This window comes from Blastocatellia bacterium (genome assembly GCA_025055075.1).
Taxonomy (GTDB): domain Bacteria; phylum Acidobacteriota; class Blastocatellia; order HR10; family HR10; genus HR10.
Genome location: JANWYV010000029.1, coordinates 34,525 through 50,141, shown reverse-complemented (window position 1 = coordinate 50,141; position 15,617 = coordinate 34,525). Strand labels below are relative to the sequence as shown.

Genomic DNA, 15,617 nt, shown 5'->3' with positions numbered 1-15,617 from the left:
TTGTCTTGACCAGCGAGTGTGTTAAAATCTTGCGCGAAGAGGGATGACGTTTCACCGCAAGGGAGGGACCGATGAGGGAATTCGAGAGAGTCGAGGAGGTGAAGGAGGAGAATCCGCTTGACTCGATGCTCTATCATTTCGATCAGGCGGCGCGGCTCCTTCGTTTGGAACCGGATCTGTACACGTTCATGCGATATCCGAGCTTGGAGGTGACCATTTACATCCCCGTGATCATGGACGATGGGCATTTGGAAGTGTTCGTCGGATATCGCGTGCAGCACAATTTCGCGCGAGGGCCGGCCAAAGGGGGGATTCGCTTCGCGCCCGATGTGACGCTGGACGAGATTCGGGCGCTGGCGGCGTGGATGACGTGGAAGTGTGCGGTCGTGAACATCCCGTTCGGGGGCGCAAAGGGAGGAGTCGTGTGCAATCCGGCCGAATTATCGCGGGGGGAATTGGAGCGGTTGACGCGGCGGTATACGGCGCAGCTTCTGGATATCTTGGGACCGGAGCGGGATGTTCCGGCGCCGGATTTGAACACGGACGAGCAGGTCATGGCATGGATCATGGACACCTATTCGATGCACGCGCGGCATGTGGTGACAGCCTCGGTGACGGGCAAACCGATCGGATTGGGGGGATCGGCGGGACGGCGCGAGGCGACCGGGCGCGGGCTTTTGATCGTCGCCAACGAAGCTTTTCGGCATCTGGGGCTCTCGCCCAAGGGGGCGCGAGTTGTCATTCAAGGAGCGGGCAATGTGGGGGGGGTGGCGGCCCGGCTCTTCCATGAAGCCGGATACACAGTGATCGCCATCTCGGACGTGCACGGGGGGATTTTCAACGCTCAAGGCTTGAACATTCCCGAGGTCTTGGAATACCACCGTTCGGAGAAGAGCTTCCGCGGGTATCCGAATGCAGAGCCGATCACCAATGCGGAGTTGTTGGAACTGGAATGTGAGATCTTGATTCCGGCGGCCGTCGAGAACCAGATCACCTCGCGCAATGCCGAGCGCCTGCGGTGTCGGATCCTCTGCGAGGGGGCGAACGGGCCGACGACGGCACAGGCCGATCGGATTCTCCAAGAGCGAGGGATCTTCGTGCTGCCGGACATCTTGGCCAATGCCGGCGGGGTGACGGTGAGCTATTTCGAGTGGGTGCAGAATCGAATGGGCTATTACTGGAACGAACGGGTTGTGAACCATCGGCTGAAGGAGGTCATGACCAACAGCTTTCGCGATGTGCTCGCCTATGCGACGCGCTACGGAGTGAGCATGCGGACGGCAGCGTACATGCTGGCGATTGATCGCGTGGCCTATGACGTGCGCATGCGCGGGATCTACGCCTGATTCCAGAGCCGGCGGAGGGGAGATGCGACGGAGACTCGCACTGGGCATCATGGGGGGGCTGCTCGCGATGGGGATGGCGATGAGCGGGCAAGCGGAGGTGGAACGCGACTGGCAATGGCATTTGATCGGGCCCTATGGGGGAGAGGCGCGGCGACTGGCTGTTGATCCGCGGCATCCGGATCGAGTTTTCGTCGGGACTTGCGATGGGCAGCTCTATCTCTCCGAAGATGGGGGGGAGAGCTGGACGAAGCTCACTGGATTCCATCGCCCGGGATTCTGCGTCTCTCGAATTCTCGTGGACGCTGAAGATTCGAAAACCATCTATGTAGCCGGGTGGCAGGTGCTCGCCGAACGAGGAGGGGGGATTTACCGGAGCCGCGATGGTGGGCGGACGTGGGCATTGCTGCCCGGGACCGAGGGGCATTCGGTGCGAGCTTTGGCGCAAGCGCCGAGCGATCCCCGTGTTTTGATTTTCACGGCATTGGATGGGGTTTTTCGCAGCGAGGATCGGGGAGAGTCATGGCGACGCATCTCGCCGGCCGAGGATCCGGAGATTCGGAACGTGGAGTCCGTTGCCATTGATCCGCGCTCGGATCGAACGCTCTATGTGGGGACATGGCACTTGCCGTGGAAGACCACCGACGGGGGACGAACATGGACGCGAGCGGGAAGTCGAGAGACAGGGATCATTGACGATTCTGAAGTCTTCAACATCCTCATTGACGAACGGGATCCGAACCTTCTGTGGTTGAGCGCGTGCACAGGGGTCTATCGTTCGACGGACGGGGGACGAAGTTGGCGGCGGATGACGGGACTGCCGTCGCGAAGCCGGCGCGTATTGGCATTGGCGAAGCTGGCAGGTCAGAGGGATGTGCTCTTCGCGGGGACGACGGAGGGATTATGGAGGACGGGGGATGGTGGGGCGACATGGCGTCTGATAACAAATAGAAGGTTGACCGTGCAAGACATCGCCCTTCATCCGCAGCGACCGTCGCGGGTGCTGATTGCGACCGAGGAAGGAGGCGTCTGGCTCAGCCAAGATGGGGGGATGACATTCCGTCCCGCGAATCGTGGGTTTTCGAGCTGGGTGATCACCGATGTCCTTCCGGATCGGGAAATTCCCGAGCGCATCTACTGCGGAGTGCTGAAAGGGGGACTTGAGGGGGGGTTCTTCCTCAGCGAAGACGGGGGACAGAGTTGGCGGGTGCGTCCTCTCGGGGGAGTGAAGGCGATCCTTCAATCGCGACGGGATGGGCGGCGACTCTTCGTGGTGACCGATGGGGGGATCTTCTTCTCGGAGGATCGCGGGGAGAGTTGGCGGAAAGGGCCATCTTTGGCGGAAAGCGTCCTGCAGATCGCTGAAGCGAGCGATGGTAAGCTTTTGGCCCTCACCTCGAAGGCGCTCCTTCGATATGAGGAGTCGCGGGGACGATGGGAGCTCATACGCGCGGTTGAGGGACAATCCTTGGCAGCGTTGCACGTTGGTCGGAGGATATGGCTTGTGGGTGAGGGGCGGCTTTGGGTGAGCGAGGATGGGGGCTCATGGGCGGAGCGAGCATTACCGGATCGCATGGGAAGAGTTCATGTGATTCTTGAACATCCGAGCGATTCCGACCTTCTCTTCATTGGGACATCGTTCGGTCTCTATCGTTCTCGCGATGGAGGAAGGAGTTGGGAGCGGTGTGCTCATGGACTTCCTCATGCGGATGTTGCGGCGATCGCCGTTCATCCACGTGATCCGCGATGGATGTTGATCACGGACTATCGCACGGGAGCGGTCTATCTCTCTTCGGATCGTGGGGAAACATGGCGGCGGATTGATGGGGCGGTGGGAGCACGGGCATGGGGCGGGGCTTTCGATCCTCATGATGGAGAGCGGATTTTCGTCGGCTCGCGGGGGATGGGGATTTATGTGGGGCGGCGTTCGGTGCAACTCGTCGAACGAGAAAATTCCCCTTGACTTTTTGGCGAGATTTGAGCAAGATGCTCGCGGACAGATGTGGATGTGGCGGCACAAGCGAATGATCTTGTGGCGAAGGAGGGATGACGATGCGCGTGCGACATCTTGCGCTTGTGGGAGTTGCCGTGGTCGTGGTTGCTGGAGCATGGGCCGTTCGATGGTGGTCGTTCTTTCCCCTTAATGGCCAGATCGCTCGATCCTCGGGGGAGCGATCTCACGCTGCGGGAACGCCGGCGCTTCAGATCTCAGCTTCCGAGATTGATTTTGGAGCAGTCCCCTTGGGCAGCGTTCGCGAAGCCTCGCTGTTGCTGACCAATGTGGGGACGGCGCCGTTGCGACTCGTGGAGATTCGGACCGAGGGACGTTTCTCACTCGTTCGAGCGCCATTGCTGCCGGCGCGGATTGGTCCAGGCGTCGGAGTGAGATTGAACGTGGCCTTTGCTCCTGCTGGACCGGGGGCAGCGACGGATCGGTTGCTCATCGTGAGTGATGCACCTTCTGGAGTGCTCTCGATTCCGCTGCGGGCGGTCGGTATGGGCATGGAGAAGCTCGTCGCTCGGTTTGAGGAAAAACCAGTGACGAAGCCTGTGGGACGTCTGGGGAGTTCGGCCAAGCGCGCGCCAGAGCGTGAGCTGTTCACGACTGAGGTCCGGCTCCCTCTTCCAACGGCCGATCCTGGAGCACTTCCGGTTGCTCGGTCGCTCATCGAGCTCACCTCGTTTCTCAAGGCAGAGGATGCTGGCGCTCTTCAGCTGATCTCTGATGAAGCATCACTTGAAGTCGGCGGGATTTCGAAAGTCGATTTCAGGCCATGAGGTTCACAAAGAGGGTGAAGGGCAGCGCCGAGGATGAGTTGATGGAGCGGATTTCGAGTGCACTCTTAAGGCCGACGAGCCGGGCCCGCGCGTGATCCCTAGAAGGGGACATCCTCATCGCCGGGCTCGAAGCCAGAGATCGAGCTGAGGGGTTCCTCAGCGACTCCTCCCTCCTCCACGGGCTTTCGATCGAGGAAGCGCACGTCCGAAGCCTCGATGCGCAACTGCGTTCGGGGCAACCCCTCTCGGTCCGTGTATTCGTCCAGATACAATCGTCCCTCGACGTAGACCAGGCTTCCCTTCTTGAGATACTGATTGGCGAGCTCGGCCAATCGGCGCCAGGCCGTCACGCGGAACCAGAGGGTTCGCTCTTGAAGCTCTCCCGTGCTGTCGCGCCTTCGTTCATTGGTCGCGACGGAGAAAGTGCATACAGGGATCCCTTGAGGGGTATAGCGAAGCTCCGGATCGCGTCCGAGATTTCCGATGATGATGATCTTGTTGAACGACATAGCCCTCTCCTTGGCGAGATCACCGGCGACGACGGGGCGTCGTCGGACGGGGCTCCTCGAGGGGAACGCCGAGCTGTTGGAGTTTTTGACGAGCGGCGTTCACTTCGCTTGAGGGAACGGGGTGGCGCGCGACGGCGCGTAGTTCGGCGATGGCCTCCTCACGGCGGCCCAACTCCAGAAGCGCGAGCGCCTTCTTCAGGCGAGCGGCCAGCGCCTTATCGCTTTGCGGATAGGTGCGCAAAAGCGCATCGAATTCGGCCACGGCATCCTCATAGCGACCGAGACTATAGAGGCACTCCCCGATCCAATATTGGGCGTTGTCGGTCGTCTCCAGCGAGGGGAAGCGTTGCATGTACTGTCGAAATTGATCGAGAGCCAGTTCGTAGTTCCCCTTGAGATACTCGCCATAAGCGGCGCTGAAGAGTTGGATCGGATCGGTGGGATCAATAGCCGTCGCTCGGCGTTGCGCCTGGGCGAGATTCTCCGAGAGCGTGGCGATGCGATCATGGAGTTGGACGAGGCGTTCGGAGGCCATGCGCAGATTCGTTTCGAGGACTGTGAGGCGGGAGTCCATTTGAGCGAAGAGGCCCGTTGTGCGCGTCTGCGTCTCCCCGAGCGTTTGCTGTAGCGCCGAGAGCGTGCGCTGCAAGGCGGCGACGTTCTCGCCGATCTGTCCCAGAAGCGCGAGCCATTGTCCATTGCTGCGGTCGAAGGACTCCTGCAAATCGCGAAGCTGCCGTTGAAGGATGAGGACCTCGGCCTGGAGTTTGGCGATCGCCTCGAGCTCCTTCTTCCCAGCTTGAGATGGAGAGGAGAGAAGAAGCAAAGCGATCGCCGCCAGGACGAGGCCAGGCGAGAGACCCGATCGTCGCATCATCATCCCTCCTTCTACGTGGTCCGCTGCGATGGCGGCCACGCCCAACGCCAGATGGTACGACAGGTGTAGGGTGAAGGCAAGATCGGCGAAGGCCCTTCGGCGAAGAGCCTTCGCCGATGCTTAGCGTCTTGGGGGCGTGGGATCACCGCCCTGGATATAGACGAACTCATCGCGCCGATTCAAGGCCCAAGCGCGCTCGTTGCTCTCGGGAACGGCGGGGCGCGTCTCTCCGAAGCTGACCGTCTGAATGCGCTCCGGAGCAATGCCGAGGCTGATGAGGAAATCGCGGGCCGCATTGGCGCGGCGATCCCCCAAGGCCATGTTGTACTCTTCCGTGCCCCGTTCGTCGCAGTGACCTTCGATGCGGAAGATGATCGTGCGATTCTCTGGACGATTCAGCCATTCGGCCGCGCGCCGCAGCCGAGCTTGAGCTTCCTCGTCCAGCTCCGCGCTATCGAAGGCGAAGTAAATGGTCTTGACCGCGTCGGTGAACTCGGCCGAGAGGTTACGCGGAGGTGCCGGTGGCGGAGGCGGTGGAGGTGGCGGTGGAGGTGGTTCGGTGACCGTGAGCGTCGCGCTCGCCGTGGCTTCGCCGCCTGGGCCGCGAGCAATAGCCGTATAGGTCGTCGTCTGCGGGGGAGAGACGACGCGGCTCCCGCTCGGTTCGACGGGCCCCACTCCCGTAATCTCTACCGTTTGAGCATCGGTGCTCGACCACCGAAGCGTCGCTCGTTGACCGCGCTCGATGCGCGCGGGTTCGACGGAGAGGGAAATAGTCGGGCGAGGTTGGATGACCTCGACGCGGGCCAGCGCTCGGGCTTCGCGTTTGCCGCGTCGAGCGACGGCTTCGTAGGTGGTCGTCTCTGTCGGCGTGACTTTCATCGTCCCGGATTTGGCCACCGGCCGGGCATTGATCGTCACCGTCTGCGCGTGCTTCGACGTCCAGCTCAACTCAACTTCCTCGCCGCGATTGATGCGGTCGCGCGAGGCCGTGAGCGAGATCTGCGGCCGGCACGCCGACCCGAAGACGATGAGCGAAAGTGGGATGAGGATCCAGAGGTATCGTCTCATGGCGTCTTTCTCCTTCCGGTGAGATGCACTGCTTACCGCGTCCATGCGGGTGAACGTCCTCCCATCTGAGTGATCTGTCGAACGCCTGTGCCGTCAATGTGCATGAGATACACTTCGAAACGGCCCGTTCGATTCGATTGGAAGGCGAGATGTCGTCCGTTGGGGGCCCAACTTGGGCTCTCATTGCTGCCGGGACCATCGGTCAGCTGGACGATCTCTCGCGTGGCGATGTCCATGAGGAAGATGTCGAACCGCGAGGCTTGCGGAGGTCGCCATGCGAAGGCGAGGAATCGCCCGTCGGGAGACCAGGCGGGCGAGTCCGCGAAGCCTCCGCGATCGAGCACACGGCGCAGGTTAGCGCCGTCTACGTCGATGATATAAATCTGCGGGGTTCCACTCCGATTCGAAATGAAGGCGATCTCACGCCCGGTGCGCGGATTCCATCGTGGCGAGGAGTGGATCACGCCGCGCTCGTTGGTGAGTTGCCGGATGACGGAACCGTCGGCCGAAGCGACATAAAGCTGCGTGCTGTTGCTGTCTTTGCTCGAACAGAAGGCGATCCATCGTCCATCCGGCGAGAAGACGGGAGAGATCGTCGTCCCCTGCGGAAAGTGCGGGAAGGGAAGGGGGATGCCATCCGGATAAGACCGAATGTGGATGTTGGGAACGCCGCTGAGGAGCGAGACGTAGGCGATCTTGCGCCCATCGGGAGACCAGGAGGGGAAGAGGGCGGTCGAGCCGTCGCGCGTGAAGGGGCGAACGTTGGCGCCGTCGTAATCCATGACGTAGATCTCGCTTTGGCGTCCTTCGCCGGAGACGAAGGCAATGCGACTTGTGGCGATGCCGTCAAGCCCCGTGAGGGTCTTAACGATCTCATCGGCGATCAGGTGAGCGGCCCGGCGGGCTTGCTCGACCGGAAAGCGGTGTTGTCGGGCGTAGAGTCGCTGTCGGGCTTGGACATCGTAGAGGTAGGTTTCGATGATCAACTCTTGGCCGATGAGCGTCACGTTGCCGAAGACCAGGTAATCGGCGCGGGTGGGATCGCCGCTCCAAGCGGCGAAATCGACCTGCTCGGGATCGGCCGGCCGATTCGAGGGGTGGAGGCTCGGACCGACGAGATTCGCTACGCGAGCGAAGTCGAGGTCTTGCATAAGGACCTGGCGGATGAGGGCGGCAGCCGGAACGGCCGGTTCATTGCGAGGCACGAGATCAGCGATGGCCAGCGACGGACCGCGTCCCGGAGCGACGATGATTTTGCCGATCTCCTGACGAAGATCAGACGGCTGTTGGGCGAATACGAAGGTGCCGATCAGCAACAGCGTGAGCCACGATGTCCTGGTCATGCGCATAAGCCTAGTATTGGAAGTAGATCTCGGCAATGGCTTCGCGAACACCGGGAAGGAAATCCGGTGGGAACGGAATGGGATGCCGATTCAATTCCAGAAGCGCGGCTTCCACACGAGTGTCCACGATGGGATTGCCGCTGGAGCGGATGAAGGCCGCCGGATCCAAACGCCCGTTCACGATCGAGAGAATCCGCCCATCACGAGCGATTCGAACGCGGACGATGACGAAGCGTTGACCGAGGGCAGCTGTCGGCGTGAGGCGGTAGTAGGTGCTCAAGGCCTGTTGGAGTCGCCGACCATAGTCGGACCCGCCCGGGATCCCCGAGCCGCCTCCGGGGCCTGTCCCGAGACCAACACCTCCAGCCAGGGGAAGCGTCGGACCGACGAGCGCGCTGGTGTTCGTCGTCCCCCCGATCTCCTGACGTCCTGTGTAGGGACGCGGGCCCTGTCGGACCGGGCGATCGGTCAGGATCGCCCCTGGTTCGGGAGGTTGGGGCTTACGGCCGGGGAGGACCAGATCGGGTTGAGCATCAGCTTCGCTCTTTTTCTCGATTCGAACCGTCGAGAGGCCAGGCGTCTCTCCGAGGGCTCCTGCGGGCAGTTGGGGGAAGAGTCGGGCGATCTCCCATCCTTCGGCGAGACCGACCTCAATGGCGGACCCTCTACCTCCTTTGCCTTCGGGGCCAGCGATCACGAGGAAATCGGCCGTCGAGCCGCCCAGACGCAACAGGGCGAGCGCGAGGCCAAGGGCCATGTGTCCAGCCACCGAGAGCGCGAGCCACCGATCAAGTCGCCACGTCATCGCTCGACATCCGTGACGAGACTCACCGAAGCGCCGGCCTCCTTGCACAAGCTGAGGACGTAGGCGATGACCCGGTATGGGGTATCGCCATCGCCGCGGACGTAGACGCGCTTCTCCGCGAACCCGGCCAACTCTTCGCGCAATCGTCGCGGCAACTCGTTCACGTTGACCGGCTTTTGAGCCGCGCGTCCGCCGGCGCCGAGATAAATATTCCCATCGCGGTCCACTGTCACGAGGATGGCGTGAGCCGAGAGCGCATGCGGCTCGGCCGTCCGCGTGCGGGGGAGATTCACGTGAATGCCCGTCTGCAGAAGCGGAGCCGTCACCATGAAGATCACCAACAGGACGAGCATGACGTCCACAAGGGGCGTCACGTTGATCTCCGAGAGCGATGAGTGCACCTGCCGGTCAGGACCGATAAACGCCATATTGGGCCGCACTCCTTTCGGCGATCTCGAGGAATTCCAGCGTGAAGTCCTCCATCAGTGTCGAGACCGCGCGCAATCGGCTCACGAAATAATTGTACGCCATGTACGCCGGGACGGCGACGAAAAGTCCAAGGGCCGTGGCCACCAAAGCTTCGGCGATGCCAGGGGCGACGGCCTGGATCGAGGTCTGCGCTTGGGTGGAGAGACCTTGGAAGGCGAGGATGATGCCCACGACAGTGCCGAACAGACCGATAAAGGGAGCCGACGTTGCGATGGAGGCGAGTCCGCTGATACCCTCCTCTAAACCGGCCATCTCAGCTAAGGCGGCGCGCTTGAGCGCGCGCTCGATCGAGAGGCGTTCAAGCGAGCGACCGTCTCCGGCCATCTGCTCGCGCAGACTCTCGTAGCCTGCCCGAAAGATCTCCACGAGCGGACTCGGGCGATAGCGCGAACTCGCTTTGTAGACGTGATGGGGATCGCTCGTCGTCCGGAACAACTCCAGGAAGGCCGCCGATTGTCGCGCGAGGCGGCGAAAGAGGACGTACTTCCTCAGGATGAGCGCCCAAGAATAGATCGAGAGCAGCACGAGCAACGCCAGGACGAGCTTCGCCGGAAGCGAGGCGTGCGCGATGAGCCGATAGATGTCGAACGTCGCTGCCTGCACGAGCATTCGATCTCCCTCACTGAGATGTTCACCCGCGAGAGTCATGATTGTACTGATCGAATCGTTCGACTGTCAATTCGACGCGGGGAAAAGATGATGACAGCAAGGGCGATCTATGATACACTTGCATCCGATGTTGAGGTTTCTGAAGGTCGTCAACATCGCCGTGATCGAGAACGTGGAGGTGGAGTTCGAGCCGGGGTTGAATCTGCTAACGGGAGAGACAGGCTCGGGGAAATCCCTGCTGGTGGACGCCGTCACGATGCTGTTGGGAGAGCGAGCGGGGGCGGATGTGCTGCGTTCAGGGGAGGCGAGAGGATATATCGAGGGCGTCTTTCGCGGGGAGGCGTGGCCGGAAGAACTCCTGGCTCTCTTTCACGAGGCGGGCATCGATGTGGAAGAGGAGATCATCCTGCGACGGGAGATCTCGGCCTCTGGGCGGAGTCGGATCTTCGCCAACGATCGTTTGGTGACGCAAGCGTTCGTCCGCGCTGTGCGCCCGCATTTGGTGGACATCTACAGCCAGGGCGAAGCGCCGATGGCGCTCGTTGGGGGGCGACCGCTCCGGTTGCTCGACAGCTATGCGCGAGCGGATGATCTGCGGCGACGGGTGGAAGAGCTGGCGGCGGCCTATCGAGAGACCGAGCGAATTTTGGACGAACTCTCTCGAGCTGAGGCCGAGCGCCTTCGGCTTCTGGATATCTACCAGTTTCAGATTCGGGAGATCGAGCGGGTTCGTCCGACGCTTGGTGAGGATGAGGAGCTGGGGCGCGAACGGGCACTGCTGGCCAATGCCGAGAAGCTCTTTCAACTGGCGCAAGAGGCTTATGCGGAGCTTTACGAGGCCGATGATTCGATGCTCCGCCAAGGAGCGCGGGTGTATCGGAGACTCGAACAGTTGCGGGAACTGGACGAACGCGCTGCGAGCGCGCTGGAGCTTCTCGAGCGAGCGCGAATCCTTCTGGAAGAGGTTGCCTACTTCTTGCGGGACTATCGGGAAGGGATCCGGTTCTCCCCCGAACGACTAGCTGAGGTCGAAGGGCGGTTGGCGGAGTTGGAGCGGCTGAAGCGAAAATATGGACCGACGCTCCGCGAGGTGTTGGAGACGTTGGCTCAGTTGAAGACGAAGTACGAAGAGCTGGCTGGCGCCGATGTGCGACGTGAAGAGTTGGAGGAGCGGCGGAAGCGTTTGGGGGCAGAGTATCGCCACGTAGCGGGCGAATTGAGTCGGAAGCGAGAGCGAGCGGCTCGGACGTTGGAGCAGGCGGTGACGGCCGAGTTGCGGGCGTTGGCGTTTGAGCGAGGGCGGTTTCAGGTGGCGTTCACGCCGGTCGAGGAATTTCCGGGCCCGGAGGGAATGGAGCGAGTGCAATTTCTCGTGGCTTTGAATGTCGGGGAGGAGCCGAGGCCGGTGGCGAAGGTCGCCTCCGGGGGGGAACTTTCTCGGATCATGCTCGCGCTCAAGACGGTGGTCTCGCAGTGGTGGGGACCGCGCACGTTGATCTTCGACGAGATCGACGTGGGGATTGGGGGGCGTGTGGCCGAGATCGTCGGGGAGCGGCTCAAACAGTTAGGGGAGCGGTATCAGGTCTTATGCGTGACGCACCAGCCGCAGATTGCGCGCTTCGCCGATGCCCACTATCGCGTGGTGAAGGAGGTCGTCGGTGGTCGAACGCACGTTCGAGTGGAGCGGCTCAGCCAGAGGGAACGCGTGGAGGAGTTGGCGCGGATGCTCGGTGGGCGGGAGATCACCGAGGTCGTGCGCCGACATGCGCGCGAGTTGATTCGTGACTAATTCCTTGATTTTTCGAATCTTAATTTCAATGTCGGCGGGCCGACGATGAGGCGCTTCTTCATCGAGACCTTCGGCTGTCAAATGAACGTCGTGGATTCGGAGAAGGCGGCGGCGCTGCTGGAGCGTCTCGGCTATGAGTGGACTGATGACCCGGAGCAGGCCGAGGTCATCGTGCTCAACACCTGTTCGGTGCGCGAGAAGCCCGAGGAGAAGGTCTACACTCGGATTCGGCAGCTTCGTCGTCGTCGAGGAGATCGCGTGCTCATTGGCGTCATGGGATGCGTGGCGCAGTTGTACGGGCGCAAGTTGCTCGAACGGGTGCCGGGCGTGGATTTCGTCGTGGGAACGCAGGCGCTCGCCGAGTTGCCGCAAATCATCGAGCGCCTGCGCGCTCGGGGTGAGCCAGCGGTCGTTCAAACGCGCACACCGAACCGGGCCGAGTTCTTGGAGATCTCCCCGGCCGAGCGGCGCCAGCGTCATGTCGCCTATGTGACGATCATGGAGGGGTGCGACAAGTTCTGTTCTTTTTGCATCGTCCCCTTCACGCGCGGGCGCGAACGCAGCCGCTCGCCCATTCGGATCTTGACTGAGTTGCGAGCGCTGGCCCAGGCCGGCTATCGAGAGGTCCATCTGCTCGGACAAAACGTCAATAGCTATGGCTTGAGCGAGCGGATCGAAGGCGACCGACCTTTGGCCTTCTCCGATCTCCTGCGGCTTGTGGCCGAGCAATCGGGCCTTCCTCGCATCAAGTTCACGACGTCGCATCCGAAAGACTTCACGCCGGAAATTGTGCGCGCCATCGAAGCCTATCCGAATCTCTGCAATTGGATCCATTTGCCGCCGCAGGCGGGATCGGATCGGATTTTAGCTCGCATGAACCGTGGGTACACGCGGGCCGATTATATGCGTCGCGTCGAGTGGATTCGATCGGCGAAGCGAGAGATCACCCTCACGGGGGATATCATCGTGGGATTCCCCGGGGAGACCGAGCGCGATTTTCAGGAGACGCTGCGTCTGATCGAGGAAGTGGAGTTCGATGGCTTGTACCTCTTCAAGTACTCGCCGAGGCCGGGGACGCCGGCGGCGCGGCTCCCGGATCAAGTGCCGGATGAGGTGAAGACGGAGCGGCTGATGCGTTTGGAAGAGCGGCAGCGAGAGATTCAGCTTCGGAGGCTGCAGCGATATGTCGGCCGCATTGTTGAAGTTTTGGTCGAAGGAAAGAGTGTTAAGTCAGAAATTCACTGGGCCGGCCACACGACGGACAATATCGTCGTAAACTTTGAAGATTCAAGAGAGAACATCGAAGGAGCTCTCGTGAAGGTTGAGATCACGAGAGCGAATCCGCACAGTCTCTTCGGGCGGAGCCTCGAGGTTCTCCGTTAACTGGCGAGGGACCTGTTATGGAACGCGAAGTGAAAGTGCGCGGGCTCATCCTCGACCCGGCGAACAATTCGCCAGTGGTCATCCTCAAGGATGTCGCCTCCGAGGCGATGCTGCCGATCTGGATCGGGGTTTTCGAAGCCAATGCCATCGCTATGGAGATCGAGAAGGCCGTGCCGCAGCGGCCGATGACGCACGATTTGTTGAAGAATGTCATCGCTCAGCTCGGGGCAAGCGTCGAACGGGTCGTCATCACCGATCTCATCGACAGCACCTTCTACGCCATCATCGTCTTGGACGTCAGCGGAGAGAAGATCATCGTGGATTCGCGTCCGAGCGATGCCATTGCCTTAGCGCTTCGGACGGACAGTCCGATCTTCGTCGCCGAGCATGTCTTGCGCAGCTCGCGCAGCGTGATCTCCAGCCGCGAGGTGGAGGAGGAAGAATGGCCCGAAGACCTCGGGGATGAATCGAGCGGCAGGTCGTACTGAGGAGGCCCGCAGTGGGCGGCGCGGAGAAGGCGGTTCGATCGGTCGTCATCGCGATCGCGAATCAGAAGGGGGGCGTGGGGAAGACGACCACGGCGATCAACCTCTCGGCAGGATTGGCCCGTCGGGGGTATCGCGTCCTACTCGTGGATCTGGATCCGCAAGCCAACAGTTCGCTCTCCTATTTGGATCTGCGCGAGGTTGAGGTCTCGATCTTCGATTGGCTCATGGATCGTTCGGTGACGGCCGAGCAGGTGATCTACGCGACGTCGGTCCCGAATCTGGAGGTCTTGCCCTCCCGCATCAACTTGGCCAAGTTCGAGAGCCTACTGCTTGGAGAGTTCGACGCTCCTTATCGGGTGAAGGATCGGTTGGATCCGATCAAGGGGCGGTATCACTTCGTGATCGTGGACACGCCACCGACGCTCGGCCTACTCACGGTGAATGCCCTAGTGGCCGCCTCGCATTTGATCATCCCGATTCAGTCCTCGTATTTCGCTTTGGAGGGGACCGACGATTTGTTGGAGACGGTGGAGAAGATCAAGGCGCGGCCGAATCCGAACCTGCTTTTGCTGGGGGTCGTCGTGACGCTGTATGATCGGCGGACGGCCATCGCCCGCGATTCGTTGGAGCAGATCCGGCAGGTCTTTGGTCCGCAGGTCTTTCGGACGGTGATCTCGCGCTCGGTGCGCTTGGAGGAGAGTCCGGCGTATCGGGAGTCGATCTTCACTTTCGCGCCCCAGTCGACGGCGGCGCTGGAGTACGACCAACTCTGCGAGGAGGTGATCGAGCGTGTCTAAGCGAGGACTTCCGGCGAATCTCCGGTTGCGGCATGACGCGCACTTTGTCGAGTTGCTCGCTTCGCGCACGGGGGCGCCGATTGGGCGGATGATCCCCATTGATCGGCTCGATTTGAATCCGGAGCAACCCCGTGTGGAGATCGGCGATCTCTCGGATCTGGTCGCCTCGATTCGGGAGAAGGGCATCTTGGAGCCGCTCCTTGTGCGGCCGCAGGAGAACGGGCGCTTCCTGATCATCAGCGGCGAGCGTCGGTATCGAGCCGCGTTGATCGTCGGTCTCCGCGAGGTCCCTTGCATCGAGATGGACGTAGATGATCAAGCGGTCGCTGAGATCAGTTTGATCGAGAATCTGCAACGCAAGGACCTGACGCCATTTGAAGAGGCGCAAGGGTTCAAAATGTTGGTCGAGCGCTTCGGCTATACGCACGAGGAGATCGCGCGCAAGATCGGGAAGTCGCGATCCTCGGTGACGGAGACCTTGGCTTTGGCCGAGATGCCGGAGGAGATCAAGGAGCTGTGTCGGCGCGCCGACATTCAATCGAAGTCCGTGCTCTTGCAGATTGCTCGACTCAAGGATGCGGATCAAATGCGGGCGCTCATCGAGCGCATCCGCCGCGAAGGGTTGCGTCGAGATGACGTGCGGCGGGAGAAGAAGACGACGCACCGCCGACCTCGGCCCTTCGTCTATCGATATCGCGCGGCCGAGTTTCGGTTGGAAGTGCGGTTCAAGAAGGCCGATGTGACTCGCGAGGAATTGATCGGCTGTCTGCGCCAGGTGGCCGAGGAGATCGAGCGATCGGAGGGCTCAGCGTGATCTCCGGCGCTGTTGCCTTTGTAGCCAACGAGCGAGTCGTTCGAGCCAAGGGAGGAAAGGGCGAATCAGCCGCGCCCGAATCCCCTTGCGCGTGCGCGCGTAGAGTGCGAGGTGTCTGTCTACGTAGCTTCGGACGGCCTGCTCGTATTGCTCCTTTCGGATGCCGTGCGAGAGCGTCAGATAATAATGCTGTGCGATGAGCGACAGCAGTGTGGCCGTCACGTTGGCCCGCAGGGCCAAACGCGCCGAGAGGCGCTTCCAGAACGATCCCTCGGGGGTGAGGGGTTTCAGAGCGATCTCCATCCACGCTTGTGGCGAGCCGGGCATCTTCGGATGATAGAGCCCGGGGAGTTGTCGGCGCATCTGCGGATCCACGCGCGAATCCGTGACGTAGTCCACCAAGATGAGTTTGCTCAGGCCTCGCACGTGTTCTTTGGGGATGATCTCCAGAACGGAGTGGATGTGCGTCATCAGCTTTTGGTAATTGAGATTCACCGTCGCTCGATTTTCGATCTTCATCGC

General features: G+C 61.3%; 16 protein-coding genes. 8 read left to right on the top strand and 8 right to left on the bottom strand.

The window, feature by feature from the left end; genetic code table 11:
• Positions 1–71: 71 nt before the first annotated feature.
• The 3 genes from NZ746_07580 (at position 72) to NZ746_07570 (ending at position 4,121) form a co-directional block, all read left to right on the top strand.
• Complete coding sequence (locus NZ746_07580; GenBank protein ID MCS6817225.1) at positions 72–1,346, top strand: Glu/Leu/Phe/Val dehydrogenase; 1,275 nt, start codon at positions 72–74, stop codon at positions 1,344–1,346.
• Between the two features lie 22 nt (positions 1,347–1,368).
• Positions 1,369–3,306 carry a hypothetical protein gene (locus tag NZ746_07575; protein MCS6817224.1) on the top strand — a complete coding sequence of 646 codons (1,938 nt, stop codon included), beginning with the start codon at positions 1,369–1,371 and terminating at the stop codon, positions 3,304–3,306.
• 89 nt (positions 3,307–3,395) lie between these two features.
• Positions 3,396–4,121, top strand: a complete 726-nt coding sequence (locus NZ746_07570; GenBank protein ID MCS6817223.1) for a hypothetical protein — start codon at positions 3,396–3,398, stop codon at positions 4,119–4,121.
• Positions 4,122–4,219: 98 nt separating this feature from the next.
• Here NZ746_07570 and ssb read toward each other — a convergent pair whose 3' ends face one another.
• The 7 genes from ssb to NZ746_07535 form a co-directional block, all read right to left on the bottom strand.
• Entirely contained in the window at positions 4,220–4,630 is a 411-nt protein-coding gene (ssb, locus tag NZ746_07565; GenBank protein ID MCS6817222.1) for a single-stranded DNA-binding protein, read from the bottom strand.
• A 19-nt stretch (positions 4,631–4,649) separates the two neighbouring features.
• Positions 4,650–5,507: a tetratricopeptide repeat protein gene (locus tag NZ746_07560; protein MCS6817221.1), complete on the bottom strand. Its 858-nt coding sequence runs from the start codon at positions 5,505–5,507 to the stop codon at positions 4,650–4,652.
• A 120-nt stretch (positions 5,508–5,627) separates the two neighbouring features.
• Positions 5,628–6,578, bottom strand: a complete 951-nt coding sequence (locus tag NZ746_07555; GenBank protein ID MCS6817220.1) for an OmpA family protein — start codon at positions 6,576–6,578, stop codon at positions 5,628–5,630.
• Positions 6,579–6,610: 32 nt separating this feature from the next.
• Entirely contained in the window at positions 6,611–7,921 is a 1,311-nt protein-coding gene (locus NZ746_07550; protein MCS6817219.1) for a translocation protein TolB, read from the bottom strand.
• Between the two features lie 10 nt (positions 7,922–7,931).
• On the bottom strand, positions 7,932–8,726 hold the full coding sequence (locus tag NZ746_07545) for a TonB C-terminal domain-containing protein (protein ID MCS6817218.1): 795 nt from the start codon (positions 8,724–8,726) through the stop codon (positions 7,932–7,934).
• Positions 8,723–9,154, bottom strand: coding sequence for a biopolymer transporter ExbD (locus NZ746_07540; GenBank protein MCS6817217.1), 432 nt, complete (start codon positions 9,152–9,154; stop codon positions 8,723–8,725). The genes NZ746_07545 and NZ746_07540 overlap by 4 nt, the downstream gene beginning before the upstream one ends.
• Entirely contained in the window at positions 9,135–9,824 is a 690-nt protein-coding gene (locus NZ746_07535; GenBank protein MCS6817216.1) for a MotA/TolQ/ExbB proton channel family protein, read from the bottom strand. The genes NZ746_07540 and NZ746_07535 overlap by 20 nt, the downstream gene beginning before the upstream one ends.
• Before the next feature lie 109 nt (positions 9,825–9,933).
• Between NZ746_07535 and recN the strand changes: the two genes are divergently transcribed.
• Genes recN through NZ746_07510 form a run of 5 tightly spaced genes read left to right on the top strand, consistent with a single transcriptional unit; the run spans position 9,934 to position 15,095 of the window.
• Positions 9,934–11,613: a DNA repair protein RecN gene (gene recN, locus NZ746_07530; GenBank protein MCS6817215.1), complete on the top strand. Its 1,680-nt coding sequence runs from the start codon at positions 9,934–9,936 to the stop codon at positions 11,611–11,613.
• A gap of 45 nt (positions 11,614–11,658) precedes the next feature.
• Entirely contained in the window at positions 11,659–12,996 is a 1,338-nt protein-coding gene (gene miaB, locus NZ746_07525; GenBank protein MCS6817214.1) for a tRNA (N6-isopentenyl adenosine(37)-C2)-methylthiotransferase MiaB, read from the top strand.
• A 17-nt stretch (positions 12,997–13,013) separates the two neighbouring features.
• Positions 13,014–13,484 carry a bifunctional nuclease family protein gene (locus NZ746_07520; GenBank protein MCS6817213.1) on the top strand — a complete coding sequence of 157 codons (471 nt, stop codon included), beginning with the start codon at positions 13,014–13,016 and terminating at the stop codon, positions 13,482–13,484.
• Positions 13,485–13,495: 11 nt separating this feature from the next.
• On the top strand, positions 13,496–14,281 hold the full coding sequence (locus NZ746_07515; GenBank protein MCS6817212.1) for an AAA family ATPase: 786 nt from the start codon (positions 13,496–13,498) through the stop codon (positions 14,279–14,281).
• On the top strand, positions 14,274–15,095 hold the full coding sequence (locus NZ746_07510) for a ParB/RepB/Spo0J family partition protein (GenBank protein ID MCS6817211.1): 822 nt from the start codon (positions 14,274–14,276) through the stop codon (positions 15,093–15,095). The genes NZ746_07515 and NZ746_07510 overlap by 8 nt, the downstream gene beginning before the upstream one ends.
• On the opposite strand, the gene NZ746_07505 is transcribed toward NZ746_07510, so the two are convergent.
• Positions 15,087–15,614, bottom strand: coding sequence for a hypothetical protein (locus NZ746_07505; GenBank protein ID MCS6817210.1), 528 nt, complete (start codon positions 15,612–15,614; stop codon positions 15,087–15,089). The genes NZ746_07510 and NZ746_07505 overlap by 9 nt on opposite strands.
• Between the last annotated feature and the right edge of the window lie 3 nt (positions 15,615–15,617).

Bases quoted from the DNA above. Each gene is read 5' to 3' on its own strand.
- NZ746_07580 (MCS6817225.1), top strand. From the start codon at position 72: ATGAGGGAATTCGAGAGAGTCGAGGAGGTGAAGGAGGAGAATCCGCTT.
- NZ746_07575 (MCS6817224.1), top strand. From the start codon at position 1,369: ATGCGACGGAGACTCGCACTGGGCATCATGGGGGGGCTGCTCGCGATG.
- NZ746_07570 (MCS6817223.1), top strand. From the start codon at position 3,396: ATGCGCGTGCGACATCTTGCGCTTGTGGGAGTTGCCGTGGTCGTGGTT.
- ssb (MCS6817222.1), bottom strand. From the start codon at position 4,630: ATGTCGTTCAACAAGATCATCATCATCGGAAATCTCGGACGCGATCCG.
- NZ746_07560 (MCS6817221.1), bottom strand. From the start codon at position 5,507: ATGATGCGACGATCGGGTCTCTCGCCTGGCCTCGTCCTGGCGGCGATC.
- NZ746_07555 (MCS6817220.1), bottom strand. From the start codon at position 6,578: ATGAGACGATACCTCTGGATCCTCATCCCACTTTCGCTCATCGTCTTC.
- NZ746_07550 (MCS6817219.1), bottom strand. From the start codon at position 7,921: ATGACCAGGACATCGTGGCTCACGCTGTTGCTGATCGGCACCTTCGTA.
- NZ746_07545 (MCS6817218.1), bottom strand. From the start codon at position 8,726: ATGACGTGGCGACTTGATCGGTGGCTCGCGCTCTCGGTGGCTGGACAC.
- NZ746_07540 (MCS6817217.1), bottom strand. From the start codon at position 9,154: ATGGCGTTTATCGGTCCTGACCGGCAGGTGCACTCATCGCTCTCGGAG.
- NZ746_07535 (MCS6817216.1), bottom strand. From the start codon at position 9,824: ATGCTCGTGCAGGCAGCGACGTTCGACATCTATCGGCTCATCGCGCAC.
- recN (MCS6817215.1), top strand. From the start codon at position 9,934: ATGATACACTTGCATCCGATGTTGAGGTTTCTGAAGGTCGTCAACATC.
- miaB (MCS6817214.1), top strand. From the start codon at position 11,659: ATGAGGCGCTTCTTCATCGAGACCTTCGGCTGTCAAATGAACGTCGTG.
- NZ746_07520 (MCS6817213.1), top strand. From the start codon at position 13,014: ATGGAACGCGAAGTGAAAGTGCGCGGGCTCATCCTCGACCCGGCGAAC.
- NZ746_07505 (MCS6817210.1), bottom strand. From the start codon at position 15,614: ATGAAGATCGAAAATCGAGCGACGGTGAATCTCAATTACCAAAAGCTG.